This window comes from Paenibacillus sp. FSL P2-0121 (assembly GCF_037975345.1).
Taxonomy (GTDB): Bacteria; Bacillota; Bacilli; order Paenibacillales; family Paenibacillaceae; genus Paenibacillus_AQ; species Paenibacillus_AQ odorifer.
In genome coordinates this window covers 89,476-113,769 of sequence record NZ_CP150245.1, presented here as the reverse complement: position 1 = coordinate 113,769, position 24,294 = coordinate 89,476, and the positions used below count along the sequence as shown (strand labels likewise).

The window sequence follows — 24,294 nt, the reverse complement described above, 5'->3', positions numbered from 1 at the left end:
GCAGCAGTACTAAGCTTTTCCATCATCCTCACCATCGGAGCAGGAAGCGCTTTCGCAGATTCCAAAATGGATAAAGTGATTGACAAGGCCATCGGTACTAAATACGTATCCGGCGGTATATCCACTAACGGATTTGATTGCTCCGGATTTACAATGTATGTGTTTGATAAGATTGGCATTAACCTTCCACACCAATCAGGTTCCCAATATCAAATGGGCACAGCAATCTCCCGTGATGATATAAGAGCCGGAGATCTTGTATTCTTCAATACAAGTGGCAAAGGTGTCTCCCATGTCGGCATTTATGTCGGTGAAGGTAAGTTCGCACACGCTTCTACCTCACGCGGTGTTACGATTAGCTCTCTGAGTGATAGCTACTACGTGAAACGCTACGTTGGTGCTAAGCGCATTATGAGCACAGACGCTTACCAATCGGTTGCTGCTGAATCGGAAGACAATGATGATGTTCAATAAGTAACGTACATAGGCTCTTTTCCAAGGTAACTCTTGGAGGAGAGCTTGTTTTTTTGTCTTATTACTTATTTACCCCTCTCATAATTTGTAAAACATTCCTCTCATATAAAGTTTCTGAGTCGAACCTCCCCCATTTTGTATATAATTAGTAATATAGCAATGTCCTCGTGAAAGGAGATCGTTGACTTTATGATAAATCCGTCGGTAACTTTTCATGTAGTTCCTATGGAGGCAATTCACGGAAAAGCTATTTGTAAGTGGAGCTATACGCCTCCATATAATATTTATGGCTGGATGCCGTGGGAGCAGATGCAGGCTCTTGGCATCGAGTTTGGTGATCCGCAGCTCCGGGAGGAACAATATATCTCCATATTAAATGAACAAGAGGTTTTGTGCGGATTCGCACAGTTGTTCCCGATGGAAGGAGTCGTTCGTTTAGGAGTTGGGATGCGCCCCGATCTATGCGGCCATGGTTTAGGCAAACTATTCGTAGATGCAATCGTCCAGACAGCCTTGAATCGTTATCCTGATCGTGAGATAGATCTGGAAGTCCTGACCTGGAACCAACGCGCCATCCGAACTTATCAAAAATGTGGATTTACGATTACAGATACGTATGAACGCCGCACACCTACAGGAGACAAACCTTTTTATTGCATGGTCTATGACAAATGATATTAAATACCATATATTTCATAAGAATGATTGTATTCACGTTCATTTTTTTGTCACAAACCCTATGATAACGCTTCACCATAAGCTATAATGTAGGGAGCAGCTTACATAGAAGGGACGAATTGGGATGCAGAAATGGATCATGAGCGGTTTGTTTTTTGCCGCCTGTGCCTTTGCGGTAGTACTCATGTTTACACTTCCGGGTAAAGAAGAGGTAGCGGAAGAAAATAAGCCCACGATGCCGGTAGTTCAACTGGACGCAGCAAAGGCAGAAGCAACCGTGAAAGCCAGCTGTATCACCTGTCACGGCGATCAGCTTCAAGGTGGAGTTGGACCAAGTCTTCAGAATGAAGGCGGCCAGCATGACGCTGAGGAAATCTACAGCATCGTCACCAAAGGACGTGGTCAAATGCCTTCCTTTAAGGAGAAGCTAGCCCCTGAAGAGATCGCCAACGTCGCACTCTGGCTCTCAGAGAAAAAGTAACCCATCAAGCAACTAAAAACGCCCGTGTATGAGATAGGTGACTATCTATGCACGGGCGTTTATTTTATGATTTTGGCTAAACTAATGATTTTTTTCAAAGGCTTCATTAAATTCATGCGCCGCTCGAAGATCTAGAGCCGTAATCCCATCTTCTTCATTAGATTCAAGTCGCAGGGTAACTGTTTTATAATCAATCGTAATATGTGGATGATGATCGAAGGCTTCTGAAATCGTGGCTACTTCATCAACGAACGCAATGCCCTTCATATATTGGCTGAACATATATTTTCGCACCATAACATTATTATCCAGCTTCCACCCCTCCAGCTTGGTGATCTCCTCACGCAGTTCCTCTTCCGTAAATAACAATTCGTTTCCTCCCTTACAAAAAATTGCAGTAAAGTGCGCAGTTCCCTTTACATGACTTAGGCGTTAAACAAAACATCCCTTAGCTTCTGAGGTCCAAGGGATGTGCCAGGATAAAGGCGATATTTTCGATTTAATGTATTCACAAATCCCAGCGATTATAACTCGGCTTTATCAATTTTAACACGGGCTACTAACTACGGGCAAATTACGTCCAGACGTCTCCTCTGCCTAAATCAAAACCACTGAAGCCAAATCCTCTTCGCCAACTAAAATATTAATGCGATGCGTGTCCTTATCGTAAATAATTACACCGCTCCCCACTTCAATCATAGGTTCATTACCCAACGCGAAGAAAAGATCCTCAGCCAATGCTTCCCATACCTCCAGCTTTGATTCTTGGGGTAGTTCCTGCCACTCGTCCGGATCCATCTCAAAAAATAAATATCCATCGGAAATTCGTCCGACGGCTTCGGTCAAATCTGTTAGAATTTCACCGTAATCTCTACCATGCTTTACACCCACGTATATCACTCCGTTTTCTTCACAGATGAATAATTACTTACCTTATCCATTATAGCCGAAAAAATGACTTCACAAAAAACCGAATGATGTCGATAAATAAGAATATACGTTAATTCGGTTTCGCACAGAGTGCCCTGCCGCTGTTTCAAGGATGATATACGCGGCATTGTCGGAACACATCTTAAATCTCACGGACGAGGTGCAAAATGGAAATTTCAACAATAATTGGTTTAATTTTTGGTTTGGTTGCTGTAATCTGGGGCATGATCCTCAAGCACGCTCCACTTCATGCTTTGGCCACACCTGCTGCTTACGTTATTATCTTGGTGGGTACGGCAGCGTCTATTTTCATGGCCTTTCCTTTCAACGAGGTCAAAAAGATTCCAAGTCTGTTCAAAATGATCTTTATCAAAAAGAAATTAATCAGTAAACCCGAATTAATCACTATGTTTATGGAATGGGCTTCTATCACACGGCGTGAAGGTCTGTTGGCTCTAGAATCAAAGGTCGATGAAATAGAAGATAACTTCCTCAGGAATGGCATGCGGATGATCATTGATGGAAATGATCAGGATTTTGTCCGCGATGTCCTCATGGAGGATATCCACGCCACAGAGGATAGACATAAAGCAGGAGCGCTCATCTTCTCACAGGCAGGTATGTATGCTCCTACCCTTGGGGTGCTCGGGGCGGTTATCGGCCTCATCGCCGCTCTGGCTGATATGAGTGATATGAACAAATTGGCTGCGGCAATCGGGGCTGCCTTCATCGCCACTTTGCTTGGTATCTTTACAGGTTACGTATTATGGCATCCTATTGCTAATAAACTGAAACGTCTCTCCAAACAAGAAATCGAAGTTCGAATGATGATGGTCGAAGGTCTTTTGTCCATACAGTCCGGTGTATCTACTATTGCCATCAATCAGAAGCTTGCTGTATTCCTAACACCTTCGCAACGCGTTAAGTTAAATGAGAAGGACGGTGGATCAGGTGAGCAAAAAGACTAGACACGAAGAGCATGAAGAACATGCCGATGAATCGTGGCTGTTACCTTATTCCGACCTCATGACTCTTCTGGTGGCTCTGTTCATCGTTATGTATTCTATGAGCGCAACGGATGCCAAGAAATTTGAAGAGATGAGTCAAGCCTTCAGTTCCGCACTTAATGGCGGTACAGGTATTCTTGAAGAGCGGGCAGCAATGCCTAGTAAAACTCAAGAAGATCTAGGGAAAAATGATAAGATGGGTAGCTCTACTTCCAAGAAAGCTGAAGAAGCAGAAATGGCAAAGCTACGACAAAAGGAACAAGAGGATTTAGAGAAGCTTAAGAAACAATTCGATCAATATATTAAGAGCAACGGCCTAACTGATCTGCTCAGTACGAAGCTTAATCAATCTCAGCTAATGATTACGATCAGTGATAACGCATTGTTCGCCTCTGGCCAAGCCATTGTTAAGGATGATTCGCGGCAATTAGCTAAATCCATCTCAACGATGCTGCAGCAATTCCCGGATTATGATGTAGTAGTGCAAGGGCACACCGACGATATTCCGATTTCCAATAGCAACTATTCATCCAACTGGGATCTGAGTGCGGATCGGGCACTTCAGTTCATGAAGATTTTGCTGCAGAACACGAATCTAAATCCGCGCAAATTTAGTGCGATTGGATACGGCGAGTATCATCCTATTTCGGATAATGACACAGCTACCGGCCGAAGCAAGAATCGCCGGGTAGAGGTTTCCATTATTCGCAAATATCAAGAATCCAAAGAGTTTACAGGGATTGTTCCCTCTGCTGAATAAGTGATTTCGTAAGGTAATAAAAAGAGCTGTCCAAAGGTCTTAGACCCCGGACAGCTCTTTTTTTGTTGCGAGTACTACATTCTATATGGACCTGTAACATTGTAATAACATTCCTACAGTAACTCGTAGTTCAGCGTAGCTCCAAGCTCTTTCTTCTCATCAGCAGACAGCTCCCGCCATTCTCCCGTTTGCAATGCCCCCAGGCGAATATTCATAATCCGAATGCGTTGCAGCTTTCGCACCTCATAGCCAAAAGCGCTGCACATACGACGAATCTGGCGATTTTTGCCCTCTGTCAAAATAATACGGAAGACACGCTCCGTAATACGCGTGACCTCACAGGGCAGCGTCTTCTCACCTAATATTTTCACACCGCTCGACATGCCGGTAATAAATGAAGGCGTAATGGGTCTGTCCACGGTAACCACATATTCTTTTTCATGCCGGCCTTCCGCCCGCAAAATTTTATTAACGATATCACCATCATTAGTAAGCAAGATTAATCCTTCCGAATCCTTATCGAGACGACCAATCGGGAATATACGCTCATGATGACCTACAAAATCGACAATATTCCCCTTGATATGCTGTTCTGTGGTTGATGTAATCCCAACCGGCTTGTTTAGAGCAATGTAGACCGTCTGGCTTGAGGTTTCAAGCGCTATACCATCTATTCGCACATCATCGCCCGGAACAGCCTGACTGCCCAGCACAGCAGGCTCTCCGTTGATCGTAACTCTGCCGGCATCCACAAGCTTGTCTGCTTCTCGGCGTGAACAGTATCCTGTCTCACTGATGAATTTATTAATTCTCACGTTGTTCTTCACTCCGTTCATCCTTAATGTTAAGCCAAGGTGTAACCCCTCCAGCTGCAGGCAGCTTAATCATAACGGTTGTCCCCCGGCCAACTTCACTTTGTATTTCCAAATGACCCTTATGAGCCTGAATAATACGCTGGCTAATCATTAACCCAAGCCCAGTCCCCGATTCCTTATTCGTGAAGAACGGTTCACCCAGCTTAGGCAGCACGTCCTCTGGAATCCCTTCACCCTGATCTTTGATTACAATAAAGACGCAATCCACAGAGTTCCACAGTTCCATTGAAATGACGCCACCCTCAGGCATAGCCTCAATTGCATTTTTAACAATATTAATAAATACCTGCTTCAGCTGGTTCTCTTCACAATGTACAGTAGCAGGTTGTTCAGAGAATTTCGTACTAAATTGAATATCATGTAGATGAGCCTGACTATCCAATAGAGAAACTACATCACCTAATATGTAGCGAAGATCTTTCTCCTGAAAATGAACGGCTTGCGGCTTAGCCAGGATTAAAAATTCACTGACGATAAGATTAATCCGCTCCAGCTCGGATAACATCAGCTCTACATGAAGCGGAACCAAGAGCTCCTTCTCCTGTTGAAGCTGTAGAAATCCTTTTAACGTGGTAAGAGGGTTACGAATCTCATGAGCTACTCCTGCGGCCAATTGGCCGACTGTAGTTAGTTTCTCAGAGCGTCTAAGCAGCTCCTCCATTCGATTGCGTTCCGTCATATCACGAGAAACGTGAATAAAGGAATGGGGATAACCCTCTTCATCTCGAATTATCGAGGTACTAACGCTAACTTCAACTAATGATCCGTCCCGTTTAAGTCTCACTGTCTCGATCGGCGGCAGAACTGCACCATTTCTTAACGCGTCAAGCCGCTCTTCCTCTTGCTTAAGCGCTGTCGCGGGTACAAGATATGGCATATTGCCTATCACTTCTGTTGCACTCCATCCGTACAGCTCCTCAAAGGCTCTGTTAGTGCTAGTGATTCGTCCCTCCATATCCAACGTATGAATCGCATCCGACGTACCGTTAATTACGGATTCCAAATGCTCCTTAACCGCCCGGTTCTCTTCCAGCGTCTGCTTAAGACGATTGGTGCGTTGCATAAGATGAGAAGTCATAGCGTTAATCCGCAAGGCTAATTGACCTAACTCATCACGAGAGGTTACCTTTAATGGAGGTTCGAACTTACCTCGCGCTACGTCATTGACTTTGGCAAGTATAGCCTGAATTGGACGAGTAATAAAACCTGAAAGTATGTAACTACATAGCAAAAATAATGCTAGCAATAACAGAGACGTAGTCAAATAATTGGCTAATTGTTCATGAACTACGGATGAAATCACAGAATAATCCAAAACTACACCGATTACGTAAGGCTCCATTTTAGGATTCTGAATAGGAATGAAGCTTTTGAGCACTCTTTTCCCATGTACCTTCGTCTCCAGTGTAACTGGCTTCTGCTTCTGCTGAGCTAATAGAATAGCTGCTTTATCTTGCTCCACATTACCATAAGTATAGGTACCGAACTTAATTGGGCGGTTGCCAAGTTTCTTTTTAAATGCATCGCTTCCATCACCCGCCATACTTGCTAAACCAAATGTTGTTGGATTAAATCCTGTAAGCTCTAAAATCCCTGGATTAACTTCTTTGGTTCGCTCTACAATTTGATCGGGGTTGGTGATTTCGATATATTCACTTGCCGCAGTATTGAGAATAACAGGATTAATGATGTAGTTGCTTGCTTCATCATGATAATAACCCCACTTCTCAATGAAATCGGGATTGTAGGTTGAATATTCAAATGGGCCTGACCAAAAATGATCCAATGACTGACCTTGCCCCACAGTGACTTCCTGATTATCAAATAACTCCAAAAGGGCAAGGTACCAGTACCCCCAACCTTGAGTGGACATTCCAATATCAATCGGATTTGATGCCCTTGTCACCACGATATCATTATCAGTCTTTACCAGAATTGAAATATTAGACACGCCCAACTTGGAAGTTAGGGCCTTAAGTTGAGCGTTGGTTATATTCTTATAATCCGGACCCAATTCCTTAGAGGCAAAGATGGCAGCCATTCTTAAGTTATGCGCGATTTGATATTCTACATAGTTAGAGCTATAGTTACTTTGTTCTACAGAAACAGCCATTTGCATAGCGGTGATCTGCATATTATTTACGTTTTCATTTCTTAGATTATTCTGAGCGGCATAAAGGTTAAATGTCAGATTCAATGCTAAAATTAGCAGTACCGCTCCAAAAATAATAGCAGATAGTTTTGTCTTTATGGACAAACTGTTATTCACCTCTTATCCACTGGTAAATCCTTGCGGAGCCTATAATAAACATCATACCTTTTGCCCCCTCATTTGAAAAGGACATTTAAAACAAGCCTATTAATTCACCAAATATTGAAATTCAAAAGGTGTTTCTCTACAATATATAAGAAACCATCCACATCTTATGCACATATAAACAAATTATTAAAGTCCGGTGTGTACAAAAATGTGTATAAGTAGGCTGTTATCCACAGAGTTATGCACATTTTGTTAAGAACGAATATTTGTTCGTTGTATAATGGTTACAGAAGAAGGGAAGATGATCTTGAATATTAAAGCCAATGAATCGCCAGAAGATATACAAGCGGTTCATGAATATTGGATGAGGCAGGCGATCGCAGAAGCACGTAAAGCTGAGGCATTAGGTGAGGTTCCTATTGGCGCTGTCATTGTTCGACATGGTGAAATTATAGGACGTGGATACAATTTACGAGAAACGACAATGGATTCGACAGCCCATGCAGAGATGGTAGCCATTCGCGAGGCCAGCAATGTCATGAATTCTTGGCGTCTGCTGGATTGCCAGCTGTACGTCACCCTAGAACCTTGTCCGATGTGTGCAGGAGCAATAGTGCAGTCCAGAGTGCCTCTCACGGTATATGGAACGCCTGACCCTAAAGCTGGATGTGCCGGGACCCTCATGAACTTGCTTGAAGAGCCGCGATTTAATCATAGAACTGAGGTAATACAGGATGTTTTACAAGAAGAATGTGCAGATCTACTCACCTCCTTCTTTCGCCGTTTACGTAAAAAGCCAATTAAACAAAAGGAGGACTCCTAAATGACCCTTACTCTATATCATACCTCTCAAGGGATCTATATTTCTCCACTTGAGCTTAAGGATGCACAGAGCCTGCTGGAGCTTCGTTTAAATAACCGGGTAACCCACGAACCGTTTGAGCCAAAACGTGATGAGCACTTCTTTACCCTGGAGAGTCAGCAACAGATCATCAATCAGCGTATTGAGGACGCCCTACAGGACAGAGCTTATATGTTCGGCATTTATCTGCTGGATGGACAGCTAATCGGTCAGATCACATTGTCCAACGTCTCACGAGGTGTAGCACAATATGCTGATTTAGGATATTTAATGGATCATCGGATGCAAGGACAAGGTTATATGACAGCAGCGGTCGGATTAGTCCTTGGCTATGCTTTCCGAGCCTTAGGTCTACATAGAGTTCAGGCAGCTATTTTATTGCATAATGAAGCTTCCCGAAGAGTCCTGGAGAAGAGTGGGTTTAAACCTGAAGGGGTTGCCCGTCAGTATCTTAAAATAAATGGACAGTGGCAGGATCACCAAACCTACGCAATCTTAACTGAAGATGTGCTGACAGAGGAACAGAAATAGGATTCTGCATTGTCGCAGGAATCAGCGCTACTTTTTTCCTAAAAAAAGACCCGCATGGGCGTATAATATACGCCTCATGCGGGTCTTTATCTTGCGAACTGGGATTAATAAGTTCCCAAACCACCGAATTCTTCTCCAAGTTGATCCATTGTAATTACATCATCACCTTGAGGGATACCAATCTTGAATACCGGCTTTTCGTTGATCTTGCTGTATTGGCCCGTTCCATTTACTGAGAAGGCCACTTTTGTGCCATCTTCCGGATCATTTACTTTAACATCCATCAATAAATCCTGATACACAGCGTATCCGTCCTTATTGATCGCAGTATTATAGTGGAACTGGTTGATGGTAAGGTACTTATCAAGATCAGCTAAGCCCTTATCCAATTCAGTTCTAGCTTCACCTGATGTCAGTTCTTCTTTAGCCTTAGCTAGATCTGCATCTTTAATCTGCAGCATATCCTTGTATTCTTCCTTGCTTACGATATCAATGATTTTTGGCAGGGCATTATTCACCAAGATAGTGATTGCTTCTTTAACATTATCGTTAGTCACTTGGAACTGAACGACTTGTTTAGCTTCCACACCTTCTGGTAAATTAGCATCTTTGGGATCAATCTCGTTAAAATATTTTTCTTCGTCATATTCAGCTAGGACAGTGTCCACCACTTCATTAGACAGCTTCTGCATTTTTTGAGTATCCATCGTACTTGGGTTAAATTCTGCACCCTCCTGCTCTGCCAACGCCTTCAGATCAACCTCTACAAACTTATTGAGGATTGTCTCAGGAATCGGTACGAAAGGAATAGATGGAATCTTAACATACAACTTCTCGGCAGTCATTACCATAGGAACATTAAAGCTCATGCTCATATCGCCTTTCAGATTCAGAACCATAGTTAGTTCTGTCTGCATTGGCTCTGCTTGATATACCCCATCAATGGTAATATCAGCATTCTTAAGCATACTAAGTACCTGTGTAGTCATTGCAGCAGATTCAGCGTCAGAAGTCTCGATCGTAAGATCGTTGATCGTGAATTTACTCTTCATCTCATAAGATGACATTGTAGTCGCTTTAGTAGCGGCTGATTTTAAGGCCTCTTTTGGCGCCTCCTGTTTACTTGCACATCCCGGCAGAATTACTGCTGCTGTAAGCAGCAATGCAGCGGCCGACAAACCCCACTTTTTGTTCATTATTGTTCTCCTCTCCCATTGTAAAAGAAATCTCTCCCCCTCCTATGATAAACCATTTGTAAAAATCAAGAAACACTTCTTTAAAATTCTTAACGTTTTTATTTGTTAACCTTGTGGATTATGGTGGTCAACATGGTTCGCTTGTTTCACCTTTTTAGAACCTGAAAGTGGTTCTGGGCCTGAAGGAGTATGGTCTTTTCTCCGCTCACCACTTGTTGGCTCTGCCCCAGGAACAGGGATACTTTTTGGTTTCGACATTTTCATTCCTCCTAAGGATTGGTCAAGTTCTGAAGAGCCTGAGCACATTCATGAATTTGCCGTGAGTATTGCTGTGCCAGCTGCTGTACGGCATCACTACGCTCATCAATATGGAGACCGCTCTGTTCCACATCCAGCAGATCCACTGCCACTTCTCTGCTATCTACATACTTGCAGCGAAAATCCAGCGAATAGCCTTGATGACCTGCCGCATTAAAATGAATCAGCAAGCTATTCGGATCCCCATTATCCGCCAGCACACTGAAACTATCCCCATCATCCATCAACGCCGGCAAGCGCTCCTGCCAGGCTGAGACAAGCTTATGCTGATCAACTTCTAATGATCTATCCATGATTATGATCATCCTCCTTCTCTAATACATTGCGGAGAAATGAAGCTTTTTATTCTCAATAGAACTGGGTCTACCAAACAAAACAAAAAACCGTCCCCCAGAGGGAACGGTTTCTATCTAATTATTCTTTAAGTTCATAAAGGAATGGCGGAGAGGATGGGATTCGAACCCATGTGGGCTTGCACCCTAACGGTTTTCAAGACCGCCCCGTTATGACCGCTTCGGTACCTCTCCAAATGCATTTAAATTTCACATGCATTAGGATTGTACCATACAATGCAAAGAAAAAGCAACTATATCTTTAAATAGTTTTTGGTTGTATCGATTTTACATTGCGCATATAAGGTTGTAGGCATTCTGGAATCAGAACACTGCCATCCTCTTGCTGATAATTCTCAAGAATTGCAGCAACCGTACGTCCAACCGCCAAAGCAGAGCCGTTCAGCGTATGAACAAATTCAGGCTTCGATTTTGGATCCTTACGGAAACGAATATTTGCCCGGCGTGCTTGGAAGTCTTCTGTATTTGAGCAAGAGGAGATCTCACGGTACATCCCACTCTCAGGCAACCACACTTCCAAATCGTACGTCTTAGCCGATGTAAAGCCCATATCAGCCGTACATAACCCAAGTACACGATAAGGCAGTCCCAACAGCTGCAGCACACTTTCAGCGTCTGCTGTCATTTTTTCTAATTCCTCATAAGAGGATTCAGGGGTGGTGAGCTTCACCAACTCTACCTTGTTGAATTGATGCTGGCGAATCAAACCGCGAGTATCACGGCCCGCCGAGCCCGCCTCAGAACGGAAACAAGAGCTGTAAGCTACATGGTATTTAGGCAGGTCAGCTGCCGTCAAAATCTCTTCGCGATAGTAGTTCGTTACCGGTACTTCAGCTGTAGGAATCAAATAGTATTCGGTATCCCGCAGCTTGAACAGATCCTCTTCGAATTTAGGCAGTTGTCCTGTACCATACAAGCTGTCTTTGTTTACAATGTAAGGCGGCAGCATTTCCTCATAGTTATGCTCACCACTGTGAAGATCCATCATAAAGTTAATCAGCGCCCGTTCTAGACGTGCTCCAAGTCCTTTATAGAAAACAAACCGGGATCCTGTAACCTTTGCTGCAGCTTCAAAATCAATAATATCAAGCTGCTGCGCAAGCTCCCAATGTGATTTCGGAGTGAATCCGAACTCTTTGGGCTCCGACCAGCGGCGTAATTCAACGTTATCATCCTCGGATTTCCCTACTGGAACTGAATCATGAGGAATATTAGGGATATTCATAGTAAGATCAGCAATCTGAGCTTCCAGTTCACGTACTTCATCATCAAGCTCTTTAATTCGGTCAGATACTGTACGCATTTCTGTAATTAGATCATCTGCTGGCTCGCCGTTCTTTTTCTTTTTCGCTACTTCACCTGAAACTGTATTACGACGGTTCTTAAGACCTTCGGTTTCTTGCAGTAATTCACGTCGGCGCAAATCAAGTTGTGGAAAATCAGCAATTAAGTCCAGTGATTTGCCCCGTTTTTCTAAAGCCTCTTCCACTCTTGCGTAATCACTACGTAGTATTTTTACATCTAACACAAAGTTTCCCTCCTGAAAACAGCCTAAACTCTTTCAAAATGCTGATTACAGCTTTGAAAGAGTCAGGATGTTCTTTATATGCGATTTTGTTGTTGGACTTCCCTATTCGCCTCTACCATATCGGCAAAATATTGGTGCAGTCTGAAATCATCGGTCAGTTCTGGATGAAAAGAAGACACCAGCAAGTTGCCTTCGCGCGCGGTTACAATCTCATCATTATAGACTGTAAGCACATCAACTCCCGGTCCTACCTCGTTGATAAGCGGTGCACGTATAAACACAGCACGAACCGGCTCATCAATGCCTTTAACCTCCAGATCACATTCAAAGCTTTCCCGTTGGCGGCCGAATGCATTCCGGGCTACGGTAATATCCATTAGCTCCAAATGCCCCGGTTCACCACCGGCAATTTTTTTGGCCAGCACGATCATACCAGCACATGTGCCAAAAATAGGCTTACCCTGATCAGAAAAATCACGGATGGCTTCTATGAAGCCATATTTCCGCATTAGCTTTCCAATCGTTGTACTTTCTCCGCCGGGGATAATCAGGCCTTCAACCTCTTCTAGCTGCTCCACACGCTTGATAGGCATGCCTTCTGCACCGGCCTTCTCTATACTAACAATATGCTCCGTAACAGCGCCTTGCAGCGCCAATACTCCTATCTTCATCCTACAACCTTCTCTCTATTAACGGCCACGCTCCGACATACGTTCAGCCGGGGTGAGAGTTGCAATATCAATCCCCTTCATTGGTGCACCAAGGTTCTTGGATACTTCAGCAATCAGTTTGTAATCAGTATAGTGTGTAGTGGCTTCAACAATCGCACGCGCAAATTTCTCAGGATTGTCCGATTTAAAAATACCCGAGCCTACGAATACACCATCAGCACCCAAATGCATCATAAGAGCAGCATCTGCAGGAGTAGCTACACCCCCAGCGGCAAAGTTAACAACCGGCAGTTTGCCAAGCTCATGTACTTCGAGCAACAGCTCGTAGGAAACTCCCAGGTTCTTTGCTTCATTATATAGCTCGTCCTTGGACAAATTCGTTACTTTACGGATTTGACTGTTGATAAAGCGCATGTGACGCACGGCCTCAACAATGTTGCCTGTTCCTGGTTCACCTTTTGTACGGATCATGGAGGCACCTTCGTTAATACGTCTCAGTGCTTCTCCCAAGTCCTTCGCTCCACATACAAAAGGAACGGTGAACTCATGTTTATCAATATGGAATACTTCATCAGCAGGAGTAAGAACTTCACTCTCATCCAAGTAATCAACACCCAAAGATTCTAGAACTTTCGCTTCTACATAATGGCCGATACGAGCCTTAGCCATAACAGGGATACTTACCACCTTGAGAACCTCTTCTACAATTGTAGGATCGGCCATCCGTGCTACACCGCCAGCTGCACGAATGTCAGAAGGTACGCGTTCCAGAGCCATAACAGCAACTGCACCAGCAGCCTCAGCAATTTTTGCTTGCTCTGCATTCATGACGTCCATAATGACGCCGCCTTTTTGCATTTCTGCCATGCCTCTTTTAACTCGCGATGTACCTGTTTCCATGTCCTAACCCCCCGAATGATCTATCTTAATCTAACTTGTAATTTTACCCCAATGAAGGGAAATCTACAACCCATTTACTCGGATTTACTGCTGATTTCGACACCAAACTGCATTAGAACAAGTTCTTGATCCCTGAAAATAAATCACCGAAGAAATCGCCAATCGCTCTAAGGAACAACTTGAACCAGCCAGCCTTCTCAGCTTCCTCTACTGTGATCAGATTAACTGTTTTCTCCTGTGCTGCTTGCATGCCTTCAGCCTTGTAGGAATAGGTAACTTTACCTACTTTAGAGGATTGAGCTATAGGAGCAACCAAAGTTGCAGGGTCATTTGTTACAACAGTTGTAGTAACTTCAGGAGAAACCGTTCCCTTAGGAACAATGAAAGAAACTCCTTCATCAGTAACTATAGAAACATCTTTATTCTTGCCTTTCAGTACCGGAACTGTTTCCGTGCCAGCAATAACAGCCTTCGGAGCTACAACCTGTTTGATTTCAAAGTTGTTAAATCCGTAGTCGAGCACTTTTTTTGTTTCTGTGAATCGATGTGCCTCCGAGTTAGCACCCATAACAACACTGATTAGACGCATTCCATCACGCACAGCAGTACCAGTAAAGCAGTTACCTGCATTTGTGGTATGGCCAGTCTTCAGTCCATCTAGACCTGGATAAGCATATGCCTTAAAGTTGGGGATACTTTTGTTAGCTTCCAGCATCCAGTTGTAGTTAATGATCGGCGCTGTATCCCGATCACGGAATTTATAAGACTGAATCGTTGTAAATTCAGTGAAGTCCGGGTGGTCAGTAACTATAAATTTAGCAAGAGTAGCTGCATCTCTAGCTGACATTACAGTCTCTTTATCAAGATCAGGACGGAATTTCTTCGGCATGTCTGCCCGATCAAGTCCAGTTGAGTTAATAAAATAGGTATTTTTCATGCCCATCTTCTGTGCAGTCTGATTCATTAGTTCTACGAATTGTTCTTCTGAACCCGATACCAATTCTGCCAAAGCAACTGTGGCATCATTCGCCGATCCTACGGCCATCGCTATGTATAGCTCTTTAACCGTATGTTCATCTCCAGCTGCCAGAAAAATTCGTGATCCGACCTGTTTGGAAGCATTCTCTTGAATGATAACTTTCTGATCCCAAGAGATGTCTCCTTTTTTCACGGCATCAGATACAAGATATTCAGTCATCATCTTGGTCATACTCGCAGGTGGGAGTGGTGTATCTGGATTTAGAGCCATAAGTACTTGGCCTGTAGTTGGTTCTATTAGAATAGCAGAACTCAATTCCAAGTTAAGAGATTCCACAGAAGGGATCTTAACTGCGTTGGTCTTGGGTGCAGTTTCAGTAGTAGTTGCGGCACCTTCGGTTGTAACCGGAGTTTTGCCCGCTTCAGCCAATGCTGGAATTACTGGGTTCATTAACATATTTAAAAGCAGACCTACAGTCGCTGTCTTAATTACAATTTGCTTACCATTAAATTTTCGTTTGTGCTTCAATGATTACGACTCTCCTTTAAATCTCATATCAATAGCTTGTTCTATTCTAACACAGGGGTACCCGCAAAAAAAGACAGACAGGACGAAATAGTCCTGTCTGTCCAAAAAATAATACGCTTAGTCCATTATACGGAATAGTTTGGTGCTTCTTTTGTAATTTGCACATCATGCGGGTGGCTCTCACGAAGTCCAGCACTTGTGATGCGAATGAAAGAAGTATCGTTACGCAGTTCTTCCAATGACTTTGTACCGCAATAGCCCATACCTGAGCGCAATCCGCCGATCAATTGATGAACAGTGTCAGAAAGAGGCCCTTTAAAAGCAATACGTCCCTCAATTCCTTCAGGAACGAGCTTTTTATCATCATCTTGGAAATAACGGTCTTTACTGCCTTGTTTCATGGCACTCATGCTGCCCATACCACGATATACTTTAAATTTACGGCCTTGATAAAGCTCAGATTCCCCTGGGCTTTCTTCAGTACCTGCAAACATACTTCCCATCATTACAGCATGAGCACCCGCGGCGATAGCCTTAGTGATCTCCCCAGAATACTTAATACCGCCATCAGCGATAATAGGAATTCCGTACTCACGAGCAACTGTCGCACAATCATAAATGGCTGTAACCTGAGGTACGCCGATACCAGCGATAACACGTGTTGTACAGATCGATCCTGGTCCAATACCTACTTTAACTACAGATGCACCAGCTTCAATAAGTTCACGGGTTGCTTCACCTGTAGCCACGTTACCAGCAACAATCGTAAGATCAGGATACAACTCACGAATTTGGCGAACCGCTTCAATTATATTAATGTGGTGACCATGTGCAGAATCGACGACGATCAAGTCCACACCAGCTTTTACTAATGCTGCAGTACGTTCGAAGGTGTCTTTAGAGATACCAACAGCTGCTCCAACAAGTAGACGGCCATGTGCATCTTTGGCTCCGTTAGGGAATTGAATAGCTTTTTCAATATCCTTAATGGTGATGAGACCCTTAAGAATATTATTCTCGTCCACAAGGGGAAGCTTCTCGATCTTATGACGTTGCAGGATACCTTCTGCTTCCTGAAGGGTTGTACCCACAGCAGCTGTTACAAGATTCTCATGTGTCATAACTTCTTTAATTTGAATATTGAAATCATGAATAAAGCGTAAGTCTCTATTAGTCAGAATACCGACAAGTTTATTGTCACTGTCTACAATCGGCACTCCGGAAATGCGATATTTACCCATTAAAAGCTCTGCATCAGATACCATATGTTCTGCCGTAAGTGAGAATGGATTCGTAATAACTCCGCTCTCGGAACGCTTCACACGATCTACTTCTTCCGCTTGCTGCTCTACAGGCATATTCTTGTGTATAATCCCGATGCCACCCTCACGAGCAATTGCAATGGCCATGGCTGCTTCTGTGACTGTGTCCATACCTGCACTCATAAGTGGAATATTCAACTTCACATTCTTACTTAGAACTGTGGTCAAATCCACTTCTTTAGGCAGTACCTCAGATTTACGCGGAACCAGCAGCACATCATCAAAAGTTAGACCTTCTTTACCAAACTTATCTTTCCACACCTGGGTCATTCCTCCTCGGTTGTTTTAAATTATACCCGCCTACAAACTTTATGAAAGAAGAACCTTTGACTCCAGTCCATTCACGACAGACAATTCTGTACATCTGGGGGCTGAACAAGTGTAGATCTTCAATTAAGGTTTGAGATGCTTATCCAAAAATATATTATTGCCATCTTAGCAAAGGGCATTTGGACTGTCAAGAACATTACATCATCAGAGTAGGTATTCAAAAAACGGCCGCCGAGTAAGCGAATTATTGGACGTTAGTCCGTGCTGAGAGGACAATTTAGTGTGTTAAAAATTTACAGTTCGCCTCTGTTCACCTTTTAAACCACGCTTATCTCCATCTTAGTATCTCAAAATATAGCCCAATGAATTCTCTATTTACATAACAAAAAGACCACTGTCGATTACTCAACAGTGGTCTTGCGTGCTTGGCAACGTCCTACTCTCCCAGGACCCTTCGGTCCAAGTACCATCGGCGCTGGAGGGCTTAACGGTCGTGTTCGGGATGGGTACGTGTGGAACCCCTCCGCTATCGCCACCAAACGGGCATTTGCGGTACAAATGCATTATTCAGGTCTCAGCATCGCCAAATGCTGAAAACAAATTCATCATCACACAGTCACTTGGACTATATAAATCTGAGCTTGATTCCTGAAAACTGAATCCGAAACGAATCTGCATTCTACGTATAGGATAAGCCCTCGACCGATTAGTATTGGTCAGCTCCATGCATTGCTGCACTTCCACCTCCAACCTATCTACCTCGTCGTCTTCAAGGGGTCTTACTAATTGGGAAATCTCATCTTGAGGGGGGCTTCACGCTTAGATGCTTTCAGCGCTTATCCCGTCCGTACGTAGCTACCCAGCCATGCTCCTGGCGGAACAACTGGTGCACCAGCGGTACGTCCATCCCGGTCCTCTCGTACTAAGGACAGCTCCTCTCAAATTTCCTGCGCCCACGACAGATAGGGACCGAACTGTCTCACGACGTTCTGAACCCAGCTCGCGTACCGCTTTAATGGGCGAACAGCCCAACCCTTGGGACCTACTTCAGCCCCAGGATGCGATGAGCCGACATCGAGGTGCCAAACCTCCCCGTCGATGTGGACTCTTGGGGGAGATAAGCCTGTTATCCCCAGGGTAGCTTTTATCCGTTGAGCGATGGCCCTTCCATGCGGTACCACCGGATCACTAAGTCCGACTTTCGTCCCTGCTCGACTTGTAGGTCTCGCAGTCAAGCTCCCTTATGCCTTTGCACTCTGCGAATGATTTCCAACCATTCTGAGGGAACCTTGGAACGCCTCCGTTACTCTTTAGGAGGCGACCGCCCCAGTCAAACTGCCCGCCTGACACGGTCCCCGTACCCGGTAAGGGTACTAGGTTAGAACCTAGATACGATCAGGGTGGTATCCCAACGGCGCCTCCACCGAAGCTTGCGCTCCGATTTCTACGGCTCCCACCTATCCTGTACAGATCGTACCCAAATTCAATATCAAGCTGCAGTAAAGCTCCATGGGGTCTTTCCGTCTTGTCGCGGGTAACCTGCATCTTCACAGGTATTAAAATTTCACCGGATCTCTCGTTGAGACAGCGCCCAAGTCGTTACGCCATTCGTGCGGGTCAGAATTTACCTGACAAGGAATTTCGCTACCTTAGGACCGTTATAGTTACGGCCGCCGTTTACTGGGGCTTCGGTTCATAGCTTCGGGTTACCCCTAACCACTCCCCTTAACCTTCCAGCACCGGGCAGGCGTCAGCCCGTATACTTCGCCTTGCGGCTTCGCACAGACCTGTGTTTTTGCTAAACAGTCGCTTGGGCCTTTTCACTGCGGCCCCCTCGTGCTATTCACACTACCGGGGCACCCCTTCTCCCGAAGTTACGGGGTCATTTTGCCGAGTTCCTTAACGAGAGTTCTTCCGCGCGCCTTAGAATTCTCTTCTCGCCTACCTGTGTCGGTTTGCGGTACGGGCACCTTCTCCTGGCTAGAGGCTTTTCTTGGCAGTGTGAGATCATGACCTTCGCTACTATAATTTTCGCTCCCCATCACAGCCCAGCCTTAACGATGTGCGGATTTGCCTACACATCAGCCTCACTGCTTAGACGGACATCCATCAGTCCGCGTCACTACCCTCCTGCGTCACCCCATCGCTCATAGCGGATTACGGTGGTACAGTAATTTCAAACTGTTGTCCTTCGACTACGCCTTTCGGCCTCGCCTTAGGTCCCGACTTACCCTGAGCGGACGAGCCTTCCTCAGGAAACCTTGGGCTTTCGGCGGATCAGATTCTCACTGATCTTTTCGTTACTCATACCGGCATTCTCACTTGTGTAGTGTCCAGCGCTCTTTTCAGTACACCTTCAACCCCTACACAACGCTCCCCTACCCCAGATACATACGTATCTAGCCATAGCTTCGGTGGTGTGTTTAGCCCCGTTACATTTTCGGCGCAGAGTCACTCGACCAGTGAGCTATTACGCACTCTTTCAATGGTGGCTGCTTCTAAGCCAACATCCTGGTTGTCTGTGCAACTCCACATCCTTTCCCACTTAACACACACTTGGGGACCTTAGCTGATGGTCTGGGCTGTTTCCCTTTTGACAATGGATCTTAGCACTCACTGTCTGACTCCCGGCAATAAGTATATGGCATTCGGAGTTTGACTGAGCTTGGTAATCCTTGCGGACCCCGCACCCAATCAGTGCTCTACCTCCACTACTCTTATACCGAGGCTAGCCCTAAAGCTATTTCGGGGAGAACCAGCTATCTCCGAGTTCGATTGGAATTTCTCCGCTACCCCCACCTCATCCCCGCACTTTTCAACGTACGTGGGTTCGGGCCTCCAGTGCGTGTTACCGCACCTTCACCCTGGACAGGGGTAGATCACACGGTTTCGGGTCTACGTCCACATACTCATTCGCCCTATTCAGACTCGCTTTCGCTGCGGCTCCACCTTCTCGGCTTAACCTTGCATGTTAAACGTAACTCGCCGGTTCATTCTACAAAAGGCACGCCATCACCCATTAATAGGGCTCTGACTTTTTGTAAGCACACGGTTTCAGGTTCTATTTCACTCCCCTTCCGGGGTGCTTTTCACCTTTCCCTCACGGTACTGTTTCACTATCGGTCGCCAGGTAGTATTTAGCCTTAGCAGATGGTCCTGCTGGATTCATACGGGGTTTCACGTGCCCCGCACTACTCGGGATCCGTCTCGGAGAGAACACAGTTTAGGTTACAGGGCTTTTACCTCTATCGCGGGCCTTTCCAGACCTCTTCACCTACCATATTCCTTTGTAACTCCATGTGAGACGTCCCACAACCCCTAAGAGCAAGCTCTTAGGTTTAGGCTGTTCCGCGTTCGCTCGCCGCTACTGACGGAATCACTATTGTTTTCTCTTCCTCAGGGTACTTAGATGTTTCAGTTCCCCTGGTCTGCCTCTACATTTCCTATGTATTCAGAAATGAGTAACTGCGAATTACCACAGCTGGGTTTCCCCATTCGGACACCCCCGGATCAAAGCTTGCTTACAGCTCCCCGAGGCAGTTTCGTTGTTCGCCACGTCCTTCGTCGGCTCCTGGCGCCTAGGCATCCTCCGTGTGCTCTTATTAGCTTAACCTTGATTTTTCCGCAGGAAAATATCATACGATGACATTCTCTTTGGAATCATCTCACTAATAACATTTACTTGTTTGCACAAGTTGCTAAAAGATGTTCTAAAACGCAAATTCGTTTCGGTATCCAGTTTTCAAGGATCAAGTCTTACTGAGAGCTTAAACTCTCAAAACTGAGCAACGAGTGAGTAACAGGCCTAAACCTGAGTTTTGGAAGCTGAGCTTCCGATTTGAATGTCCTCATTGCAGAGAACGATTCTCCATAGAAAGGAGGTGATCCAGCCGCACCTTCCGATACGGCTACCTTGTTACGACTTCACCCCAATCATCTACCCCACCTTCGGCGGCTGGCTCCCTTGCGGGTTACCCCACCGACTTCGGGTGTTGTAAACTCTCGTGGTGTGACGGGCGGTGTGTACAAGACCCGGGAACGTATTCACCGCGGCATGCTGATCCGCGATTACTAGCAATTCCGACTTCATGCAGGCGAGTTGCAGCCTGCAATCCGAACTGAGACCGGCTTTGATGGGATTGGCTCCACCTCGCGGCTTCGCTTCCCGTTGTACCGGCCATTGTAGTACGTGTGTAGCCCAGGTCATAAGGGGCATGATGATTTGACGTCATCCCCACCTTCCTCCGGTTTGTCACCGGCAGTCACTCTAGAGTGCCCAACATTACTTGCTGGCAACTAAAGTTAAGGGTTGCGCTCGTTGCGGGACTTAACCCAACATCTCACGACACGAGCTGACGACAACCATGCACCACCTGTCTCCTCTGTCCCGAAGGCCGCCGCTATCTCTAGCGGATTCAGAGGGATGTCAAGACCTGGTAAGGTTCTTCGCGTTGCTTCGAATTAAACCACATACTCCACTGCTTGTGCGGGTCCCCGTCAATTCCTTTGAGTTTCAGTCTTGCGACCGTACTCCCCAGGCGGAGTGCTTACTGTGTTAACTTCGGCACCAAGGGTATCGAAACCCCTAACACCTAGCACTCATCGTTTACGGCGTGGACTACCAGGGTATCTAATCCTGTTTGCTCCCCACGCTTTCGCGCCTCAGCGTCAGTTACAGCCCAGAAAGTCGCCTTCGCCACTGGTGTTCCTCCACATATCTACGCATTTCACCGCTACACGTGGAATTCCACTTTCCTCTTCTGTACTCAAGCCACCCAGTTTCCAGTGCGACCTCAGGTTGAGCCCAAGGTTTAAACACCAGACTTAAATAGCCGCCTGCGCGCGCTTTACGCCCAATAATTCCGGACAACGCTTGCCCCCTACGTATTACCGCGGCTGCTGGCACGTAGTTAGCCGGGGCTTTCTTCTCAGGTACCGTCACTCCGGTAGCAGTTACTCTACCGGACGTTCTTCCCTGGCAACAGAGCTTTACGATCCGAAAACCTTCATCACTCACGCGGCGTTGCTCCGTCAGGCTTTCGCCCATTGCGGAAGATTCCCTACTGCTGCCTCCCGTAGGAGTCTGGGCCGTGTCTCAGTCCCAGTGTGGCCGTTCACCCTCTCAGGTCGGCTACGCATCGTCGCCTTGGTGGGCCGTTACCCCACCAACTAGCTAATGCGCCGCAGGCCCATCCCTCAGTGACAGATTGCTCCGTCTTTCATTCTTCTCTCAGGAGAAAAAAGAAATTATCCGGTATTAGCTACCGTTTCCGGTAGTTATCCCAGTCTGAAGGGCAGGTTGCCTACGTGTTACTCACCCGTCCGCCGCTAAGTTGTTTTGAAAGCAAGCTTTCAAAACAACTCCGCTCGACTTGCATGTATTAGGCACGCCGCCAGCGTTCGTCCTGAGCCAGGATCAAACTCTCCAATTAGTATTGAAAAGAGCGATATGCTCATTTTGAAACATCTGACGAGAAAATTAATTCTCTAATTTGGATTTCACTTGCGTGATTTCCTACTCACTCGTTGTTCAGTTTTCAAAGATCAAGTTCTCGTTGGCGCCGTTTAATGTCTCAGCAGCAACTCTTATACTATATCATGTTCGGCTATTTAATGTCAAGCTCTTTTTTTAACTTCTTTTTCGAGCTCGGCATGTGTATTTCTTGGCCGGAATTAGAATATATCATGTATGGAGTTTCATTGCAAGAGTTTTTTTGAAACTAATATTAAATCTCTACATTCTATAGGAGCAATGAAGTGAAAGCACCGCTTCTAATCAACAGTAGCTGAGAGAACTGCCCTTAGACAGCTCCCTTAAGCCCTGTGTTCTATAGATACTATTCAGTACGGTTACGCATATGTGGAAACAGCAATACATCGCGAATCGATGCAGAATTGGTAAGCAGCATGATCAAACGGTCTACGCCGATTCCCAGTCCGCCAGTAGGCGGCATACCATATTCCAGGGCGCGGATGAAATCATCATCCATCTCATGAGCTTCGTCATTACCTTGCTCTTTCTCCTGGATCTGTGCCTCAAAGCGTTGACGTTGGTCAATCGGATCATTCAATTCACTAAATGCATTAGCGTGCTCACGACCCACAATAAACAGCTCAAAACGATCGGTAAAGCGTGGATCCTCATCGTTTTTCTTCGCAAGTGGTGAAATCTCAACTGGGTGTCCCATTACAAAGGTTGGCTGAATTAGAGTTTCCTCTACAAATTGCTCGAAGAAAGCGTTAAGGATATGACCGAACGTCATATGTTTCTCAACAGGCACACGATGTTCTTTTGCCAAAGCTTGTGCTTCGTCATCTGTCATGTGAACGCTGAAATCAACACCGGTTACTTCTTTAACAGCATCAACCATAGTTACACGAAGCCATCCTGGAGACAGATTTACCTCTTTGCCTTGGTAATCCAGCAGTTGTGTACCTAATACCTCTTGGGCAATATGTGCAATCATATTCTCCGTGAGATTCATGATGTCCTTGTAGTCGGCATATGCTTCGTACAACTCAATCATAGTGAACTCTGGATTATGACGAGTCGACATTCCCTCGTTACGGTAGACACGGCCGATTTCGTACACTTTTTCCAAACCACCAACGATAAGGCGTTTCAAGTGAAGCTCGATAGCAATCCGCATATACAGCTGCATTTCAAGTGTGTTGTGGTAAGTAATAAACGGACGCGCAGCTGCTCCGCCGGCGATCGTATGAAGTGTAGGTGTTTCAACTTCAAGATAACCAAGTGAATCCAAATAGCGACGCATCGATTGAATAATTCTTGAACGGGCAATAAAGGTCTGTTGAACTTCCGGATTAATAATCAAATCAACATAGCGCTGGCGATAACGCAGTTCTACATCTTTAAGACCATGATATTTTTCAGGAAGTGGCAGCAGGGACTTGGACAAGACTTCGAGATTATGCACTTTGATGGAGGTCTCGCCTGTTTTGGTTTTGAATACTGTTCCACGAACGCCGATAATATCTCCCAGATCGAGAACATTAAACGCCGTGTATTGAGTTTCAGGAATGCTGTCTTGACGAACATAAAGCTGAATTCTTCCGCTAAGGTCCTGGATATGCGCAAAGCTGGCTTTACCCATAACGCGTTTTGCCATAATACGCCCAGCAATGCTCACTTCAACAGAAAGCTCGTCCAATTCCTCTTTGGAAAGTCCATCATACTTAGCTACGATATCGCCAGCGTTAGCTGTGCGCTCGTATTTTTTGCCAAAAGGATCAATACCAAGTCCTCTTAGCTCGTCCAGTTTGGCACGGCGGATCTGCAAAAGCTCACTAAGTTCGTTCTCTGCATTGTCCACATTGTTCATTTCCTCGGTCATGCGATTCATCCCCTTA

20 protein-coding genes, 1 tRNA gene and 3 rRNA genes are annotated in these 24,294 nt (G+C 45.3%); 7 read left to right on the top strand and 17 right to left on the bottom strand.

Features of this window, described 5'->3' with window-relative positions; all coding sequences use genetic code 11:
• Positions 1 to 21: 21 nt before the first annotated feature.
• The 3 genes from MKY54_RS00540 (at position 22) to MKY54_RS00530 (ending at position 1,633) form a co-directional block, all read left to right on the top strand.
• On the top strand, positions 22 to 474 hold the full coding sequence (locus MKY54_RS00540) for a C40 family peptidase (protein ID WP_232061490.1): 453 nt from the start codon (positions 22 to 24) through the stop codon (positions 472 to 474).
• A gap of 189 nt (positions 475 to 663) precedes the next feature.
• Complete coding sequence (locus tag MKY54_RS00535; protein WP_076130382.1) at positions 664 to 1,149, top strand: GNAT family N-acetyltransferase; 486 nt, start codon at positions 664 to 666, stop codon at positions 1,147 to 1,149.
• 127 nt (positions 1,150 to 1,276) lie between these two features.
• On the top strand, positions 1,277 to 1,633 hold the full coding sequence (locus MKY54_RS00530; RefSeq protein ID WP_036679962.1) for a cytochrome c: 357 nt from the start codon (positions 1,277 to 1,279) through the stop codon (positions 1,631 to 1,633).
• Between the two features lie 81 nt (positions 1,634 to 1,714).
• Here MKY54_RS00530 and MKY54_RS00525 read toward each other — a convergent pair whose 3' ends face one another.
• Both MKY54_RS00525 and MKY54_RS00520 read right to left on the bottom strand, forming a co-directional pair.
• Positions 1,715 to 2,002, bottom strand: a complete 288-nt coding sequence (locus MKY54_RS00525) for a 4a-hydroxytetrahydrobiopterin dehydratase (protein WP_076130383.1) — start codon at positions 2,000 to 2,002, stop codon at positions 1,715 to 1,717.
• A 228-nt stretch (positions 2,003 to 2,230) separates the two neighbouring features.
• Positions 2,231 to 2,524 carry a hypothetical protein gene (locus tag MKY54_RS00520; protein ID WP_036679966.1) on the bottom strand — a complete coding sequence of 98 codons (294 nt, stop codon included), beginning with the start codon at positions 2,522 to 2,524 and terminating at the stop codon, positions 2,231 to 2,233.
• 206 nt (positions 2,525 to 2,730) lie between these two features.
• Here MKY54_RS00520 and motA point away from each other — a divergent pair, with 206 nt between their 5' ends.
• Positions 2,731 to 3,531 (top strand): flagellar motor stator protein MotA, encoded by an 801-nt coding sequence (gene motA, locus MKY54_RS00515; RefSeq protein ID WP_036679967.1) that lies wholly within the window; start codon positions 2,731 to 2,733, stop codon positions 3,529 to 3,531.
• A complete protein-coding gene (gene motB, locus MKY54_RS00510) occupies positions 3,515 to 4,330 on the top strand; it encodes a flagellar motor protein MotB (protein WP_076130384.1) in 816 nt (271 codons plus the stop codon). The genes motA and motB overlap by 17 nt, the downstream gene beginning before the upstream one ends.
• 113 nt (positions 4,331 to 4,443) lie before the next feature.
• Here the strand turns inward: motB and rluF are convergent, their stop codons facing one another.
• Positions 4,444 to 5,145 carry a 23S rRNA pseudouridine(2604) synthase RluF gene (gene rluF, locus MKY54_RS00505; RefSeq protein WP_036679985.1) on the bottom strand — a complete coding sequence of 234 codons (702 nt, stop codon included), beginning with the start codon at positions 5,143 to 5,145 and terminating at the stop codon, positions 4,444 to 4,446.
• On the bottom strand, positions 5,135 to 7,462 hold the full coding sequence (locus MKY54_RS00500; RefSeq protein ID WP_076280415.1) for a sensor histidine kinase: 2,328 nt from the start codon (positions 7,460 to 7,462) through the stop codon (positions 5,135 to 5,137). The genes rluF and MKY54_RS00500 overlap by 11 nt, the downstream gene beginning before the upstream one ends.
• Before the next feature lie 304 nt (positions 7,463 to 7,766).
• Here MKY54_RS00500 and tadA point away from each other — a divergent pair, with 304 nt between their 5' ends.
• Positions 7,767 to 8,288, top strand: a complete 522-nt coding sequence (gene tadA / locus MKY54_RS00495) for a tRNA adenosine(34) deaminase TadA (protein WP_076130386.1) — start codon at positions 7,767 to 7,769, stop codon at positions 8,286 to 8,288.
• Complete coding sequence (locus MKY54_RS00490) at positions 8,289 to 8,858, top strand: GNAT family protein (RefSeq protein WP_076187218.1); 570 nt, start codon at positions 8,289 to 8,291, stop codon at positions 8,856 to 8,858.
• 104 nt (positions 8,859 to 8,962) lie between these two features.
• Here the strand turns inward: MKY54_RS00490 and MKY54_RS00485 are convergent, their stop codons facing one another.
• The 13 genes from MKY54_RS00485 to lysS form a co-directional block, all read right to left on the bottom strand.
• Positions 8,963 to 10,054 (bottom strand): hypothetical protein, encoded by a 1,092-nt coding sequence (locus MKY54_RS00485; protein ID WP_076130388.1) that lies wholly within the window; start codon positions 10,052 to 10,054, stop codon positions 8,963 to 8,965.
• A 105-nt stretch (positions 10,055 to 10,159) separates the two neighbouring features.
• Positions 10,160 to 10,312, bottom strand: a complete 153-nt coding sequence (locus tag MKY54_RS00480) for a small acid-soluble spore protein P (protein ID WP_076138623.1) — start codon at positions 10,310 to 10,312, stop codon at positions 10,160 to 10,162.
• Positions 10,313 to 10,323: 11 nt separating this feature from the next.
• Positions 10,324 to 10,665 carry a hypothetical protein gene (locus MKY54_RS00475; RefSeq protein WP_036679977.1) on the bottom strand — a complete coding sequence of 114 codons (342 nt, stop codon included), beginning with the start codon at positions 10,663 to 10,665 and terminating at the stop codon, positions 10,324 to 10,326.
• 145 nt (positions 10,666 to 10,810) lie between these two features.
• A tRNA-Ser gene (locus MKY54_RS00470) sits at positions 10,811 to 10,899 on the bottom strand.
• 67 nt (positions 10,900 to 10,966) lie between these two features.
• A complete protein-coding gene (gene serS / locus MKY54_RS00465; protein WP_038568043.1) occupies positions 10,967 to 12,253 on the bottom strand; it encodes a serine--tRNA ligase in 1,287 nt (428 codons plus the stop codon).
• 74 nt (positions 12,254 to 12,327) lie between these two features.
• Complete coding sequence (gene pdxT / locus MKY54_RS00460; RefSeq protein ID WP_339189075.1) at positions 12,328 to 12,924, bottom strand: pyridoxal 5'-phosphate synthase glutaminase subunit PdxT; 597 nt, start codon at positions 12,922 to 12,924, stop codon at positions 12,328 to 12,330.
• Positions 12,925 to 12,942: 18 nt separating this feature from the next.
• Complete coding sequence (gene pdxS, locus MKY54_RS00455) at positions 12,943 to 13,824, bottom strand: pyridoxal 5'-phosphate synthase lyase subunit PdxS (RefSeq protein WP_036679980.1); 882 nt, start codon at positions 13,822 to 13,824, stop codon at positions 12,943 to 12,945.
• 112 nt (positions 13,825 to 13,936) lie between these two features.
• Positions 13,937 to 15,331, bottom strand: coding sequence for a D-alanyl-D-alanine carboxypeptidase family protein (locus tag MKY54_RS00450; RefSeq protein ID WP_036679981.1), 1,395 nt, complete (start codon positions 15,329 to 15,331; stop codon positions 13,937 to 13,939).
• Between the two features lie 125 nt (positions 15,332 to 15,456).
• Entirely contained in the window at positions 15,457 to 16,914 is a 1,458-nt protein-coding gene (gene guaB, locus MKY54_RS00445) for an IMP dehydrogenase (protein WP_036679982.1), read from the bottom strand.
• 432 nt (positions 16,915 to 17,346) lie between these two features.
• A 5S ribosomal RNA gene (gene rrf, locus MKY54_RS00440) occupies positions 17,347 to 17,463 on the bottom strand.
• A gap of 146 nt (positions 17,464 to 17,609) precedes the next feature.
• Positions 17,610 to 20,536, bottom strand: a 23S ribosomal RNA gene (locus MKY54_RS00435).
• Between the two features lie 261 nt (positions 20,537 to 20,797).
• Positions 20,798 to 22,355: ribosomal RNA gene (locus tag MKY54_RS00430) — 16S ribosomal RNA — on the bottom strand.
• Together the 16S, 23S and 5S rRNA genes form the textbook arrangement of a ribosomal RNA operon.
• A 405-nt stretch (positions 22,356 to 22,760) precedes the next feature.
• A complete protein-coding gene (gene lysS / locus MKY54_RS00425) occupies positions 22,761 to 24,278 on the bottom strand; it encodes a lysine--tRNA ligase (protein ID WP_339189072.1) in 1,518 nt (505 codons plus the stop codon).
• Positions 24,279 to 24,294 lie beyond the last annotated feature (16 nt).

Excerpts from the sequence above, each read along its gene's own strand:
- MKY54_RS00535 (WP_076130382.1), top strand. The coding sequence starts at position 664 with ATGATAAATCCGTCGGTAACTTTTCATGTAGTTCCTATGGAGGCAATT.
- MKY54_RS00530 (WP_036679962.1), top strand. The coding sequence starts at position 1,277 with ATGCAGAAATGGATCATGAGCGGTTTGTTTTTTGCCGCCTGTGCCTTT.
- motA (WP_036679967.1), top strand. The coding sequence starts at position 2,731 with ATGGAAATTTCAACAATAATTGGTTTAATTTTTGGTTTGGTTGCTGTA.
- tadA (WP_076130386.1), top strand. The coding sequence starts at position 7,767 with ATGATCTTGAATATTAAAGCCAATGAATCGCCAGAAGATATACAAGCG.
- MKY54_RS00490 (WP_076187218.1), top strand. The coding sequence starts at position 8,289 with ATGACCCTTACTCTATATCATACCTCTCAAGGGATCTATATTTCTCCA.
- MKY54_RS00485 (WP_076130388.1), bottom strand. The coding sequence starts at position 10,054 with ATGAACAAAAAGTGGGGTTTGTCGGCCGCTGCATTGCTGCTTACAGCA.
- MKY54_RS00480 (WP_076138623.1), bottom strand. The coding sequence starts at position 10,312 with ATGTCGAAACCAAAAAGTATCCCTGTTCCTGGGGCAGAGCCAACAAGT.
- MKY54_RS00475 (WP_036679977.1), bottom strand. The coding sequence starts at position 10,665 with ATGGATAGATCATTAGAAGTTGATCAGCATAAGCTTGTCTCAGCCTGG.
- pdxT (WP_339189075.1), bottom strand. The coding sequence starts at position 12,924 with ATGAAGATAGGAGTATTGGCGCTGCAAGGCGCTGTTACGGAGCATATT.
- pdxS (WP_036679980.1), bottom strand. The coding sequence starts at position 13,824 with ATGGAAACAGGTACATCGCGAGTTAAAAGAGGCATGGCAGAAATGCAA.
- lysS (WP_339189072.1), bottom strand. The coding sequence starts at position 24,278 with ATGACCGAGGAAATGAACAATGTGGACAATGCAGAGAACGAACTTAGT.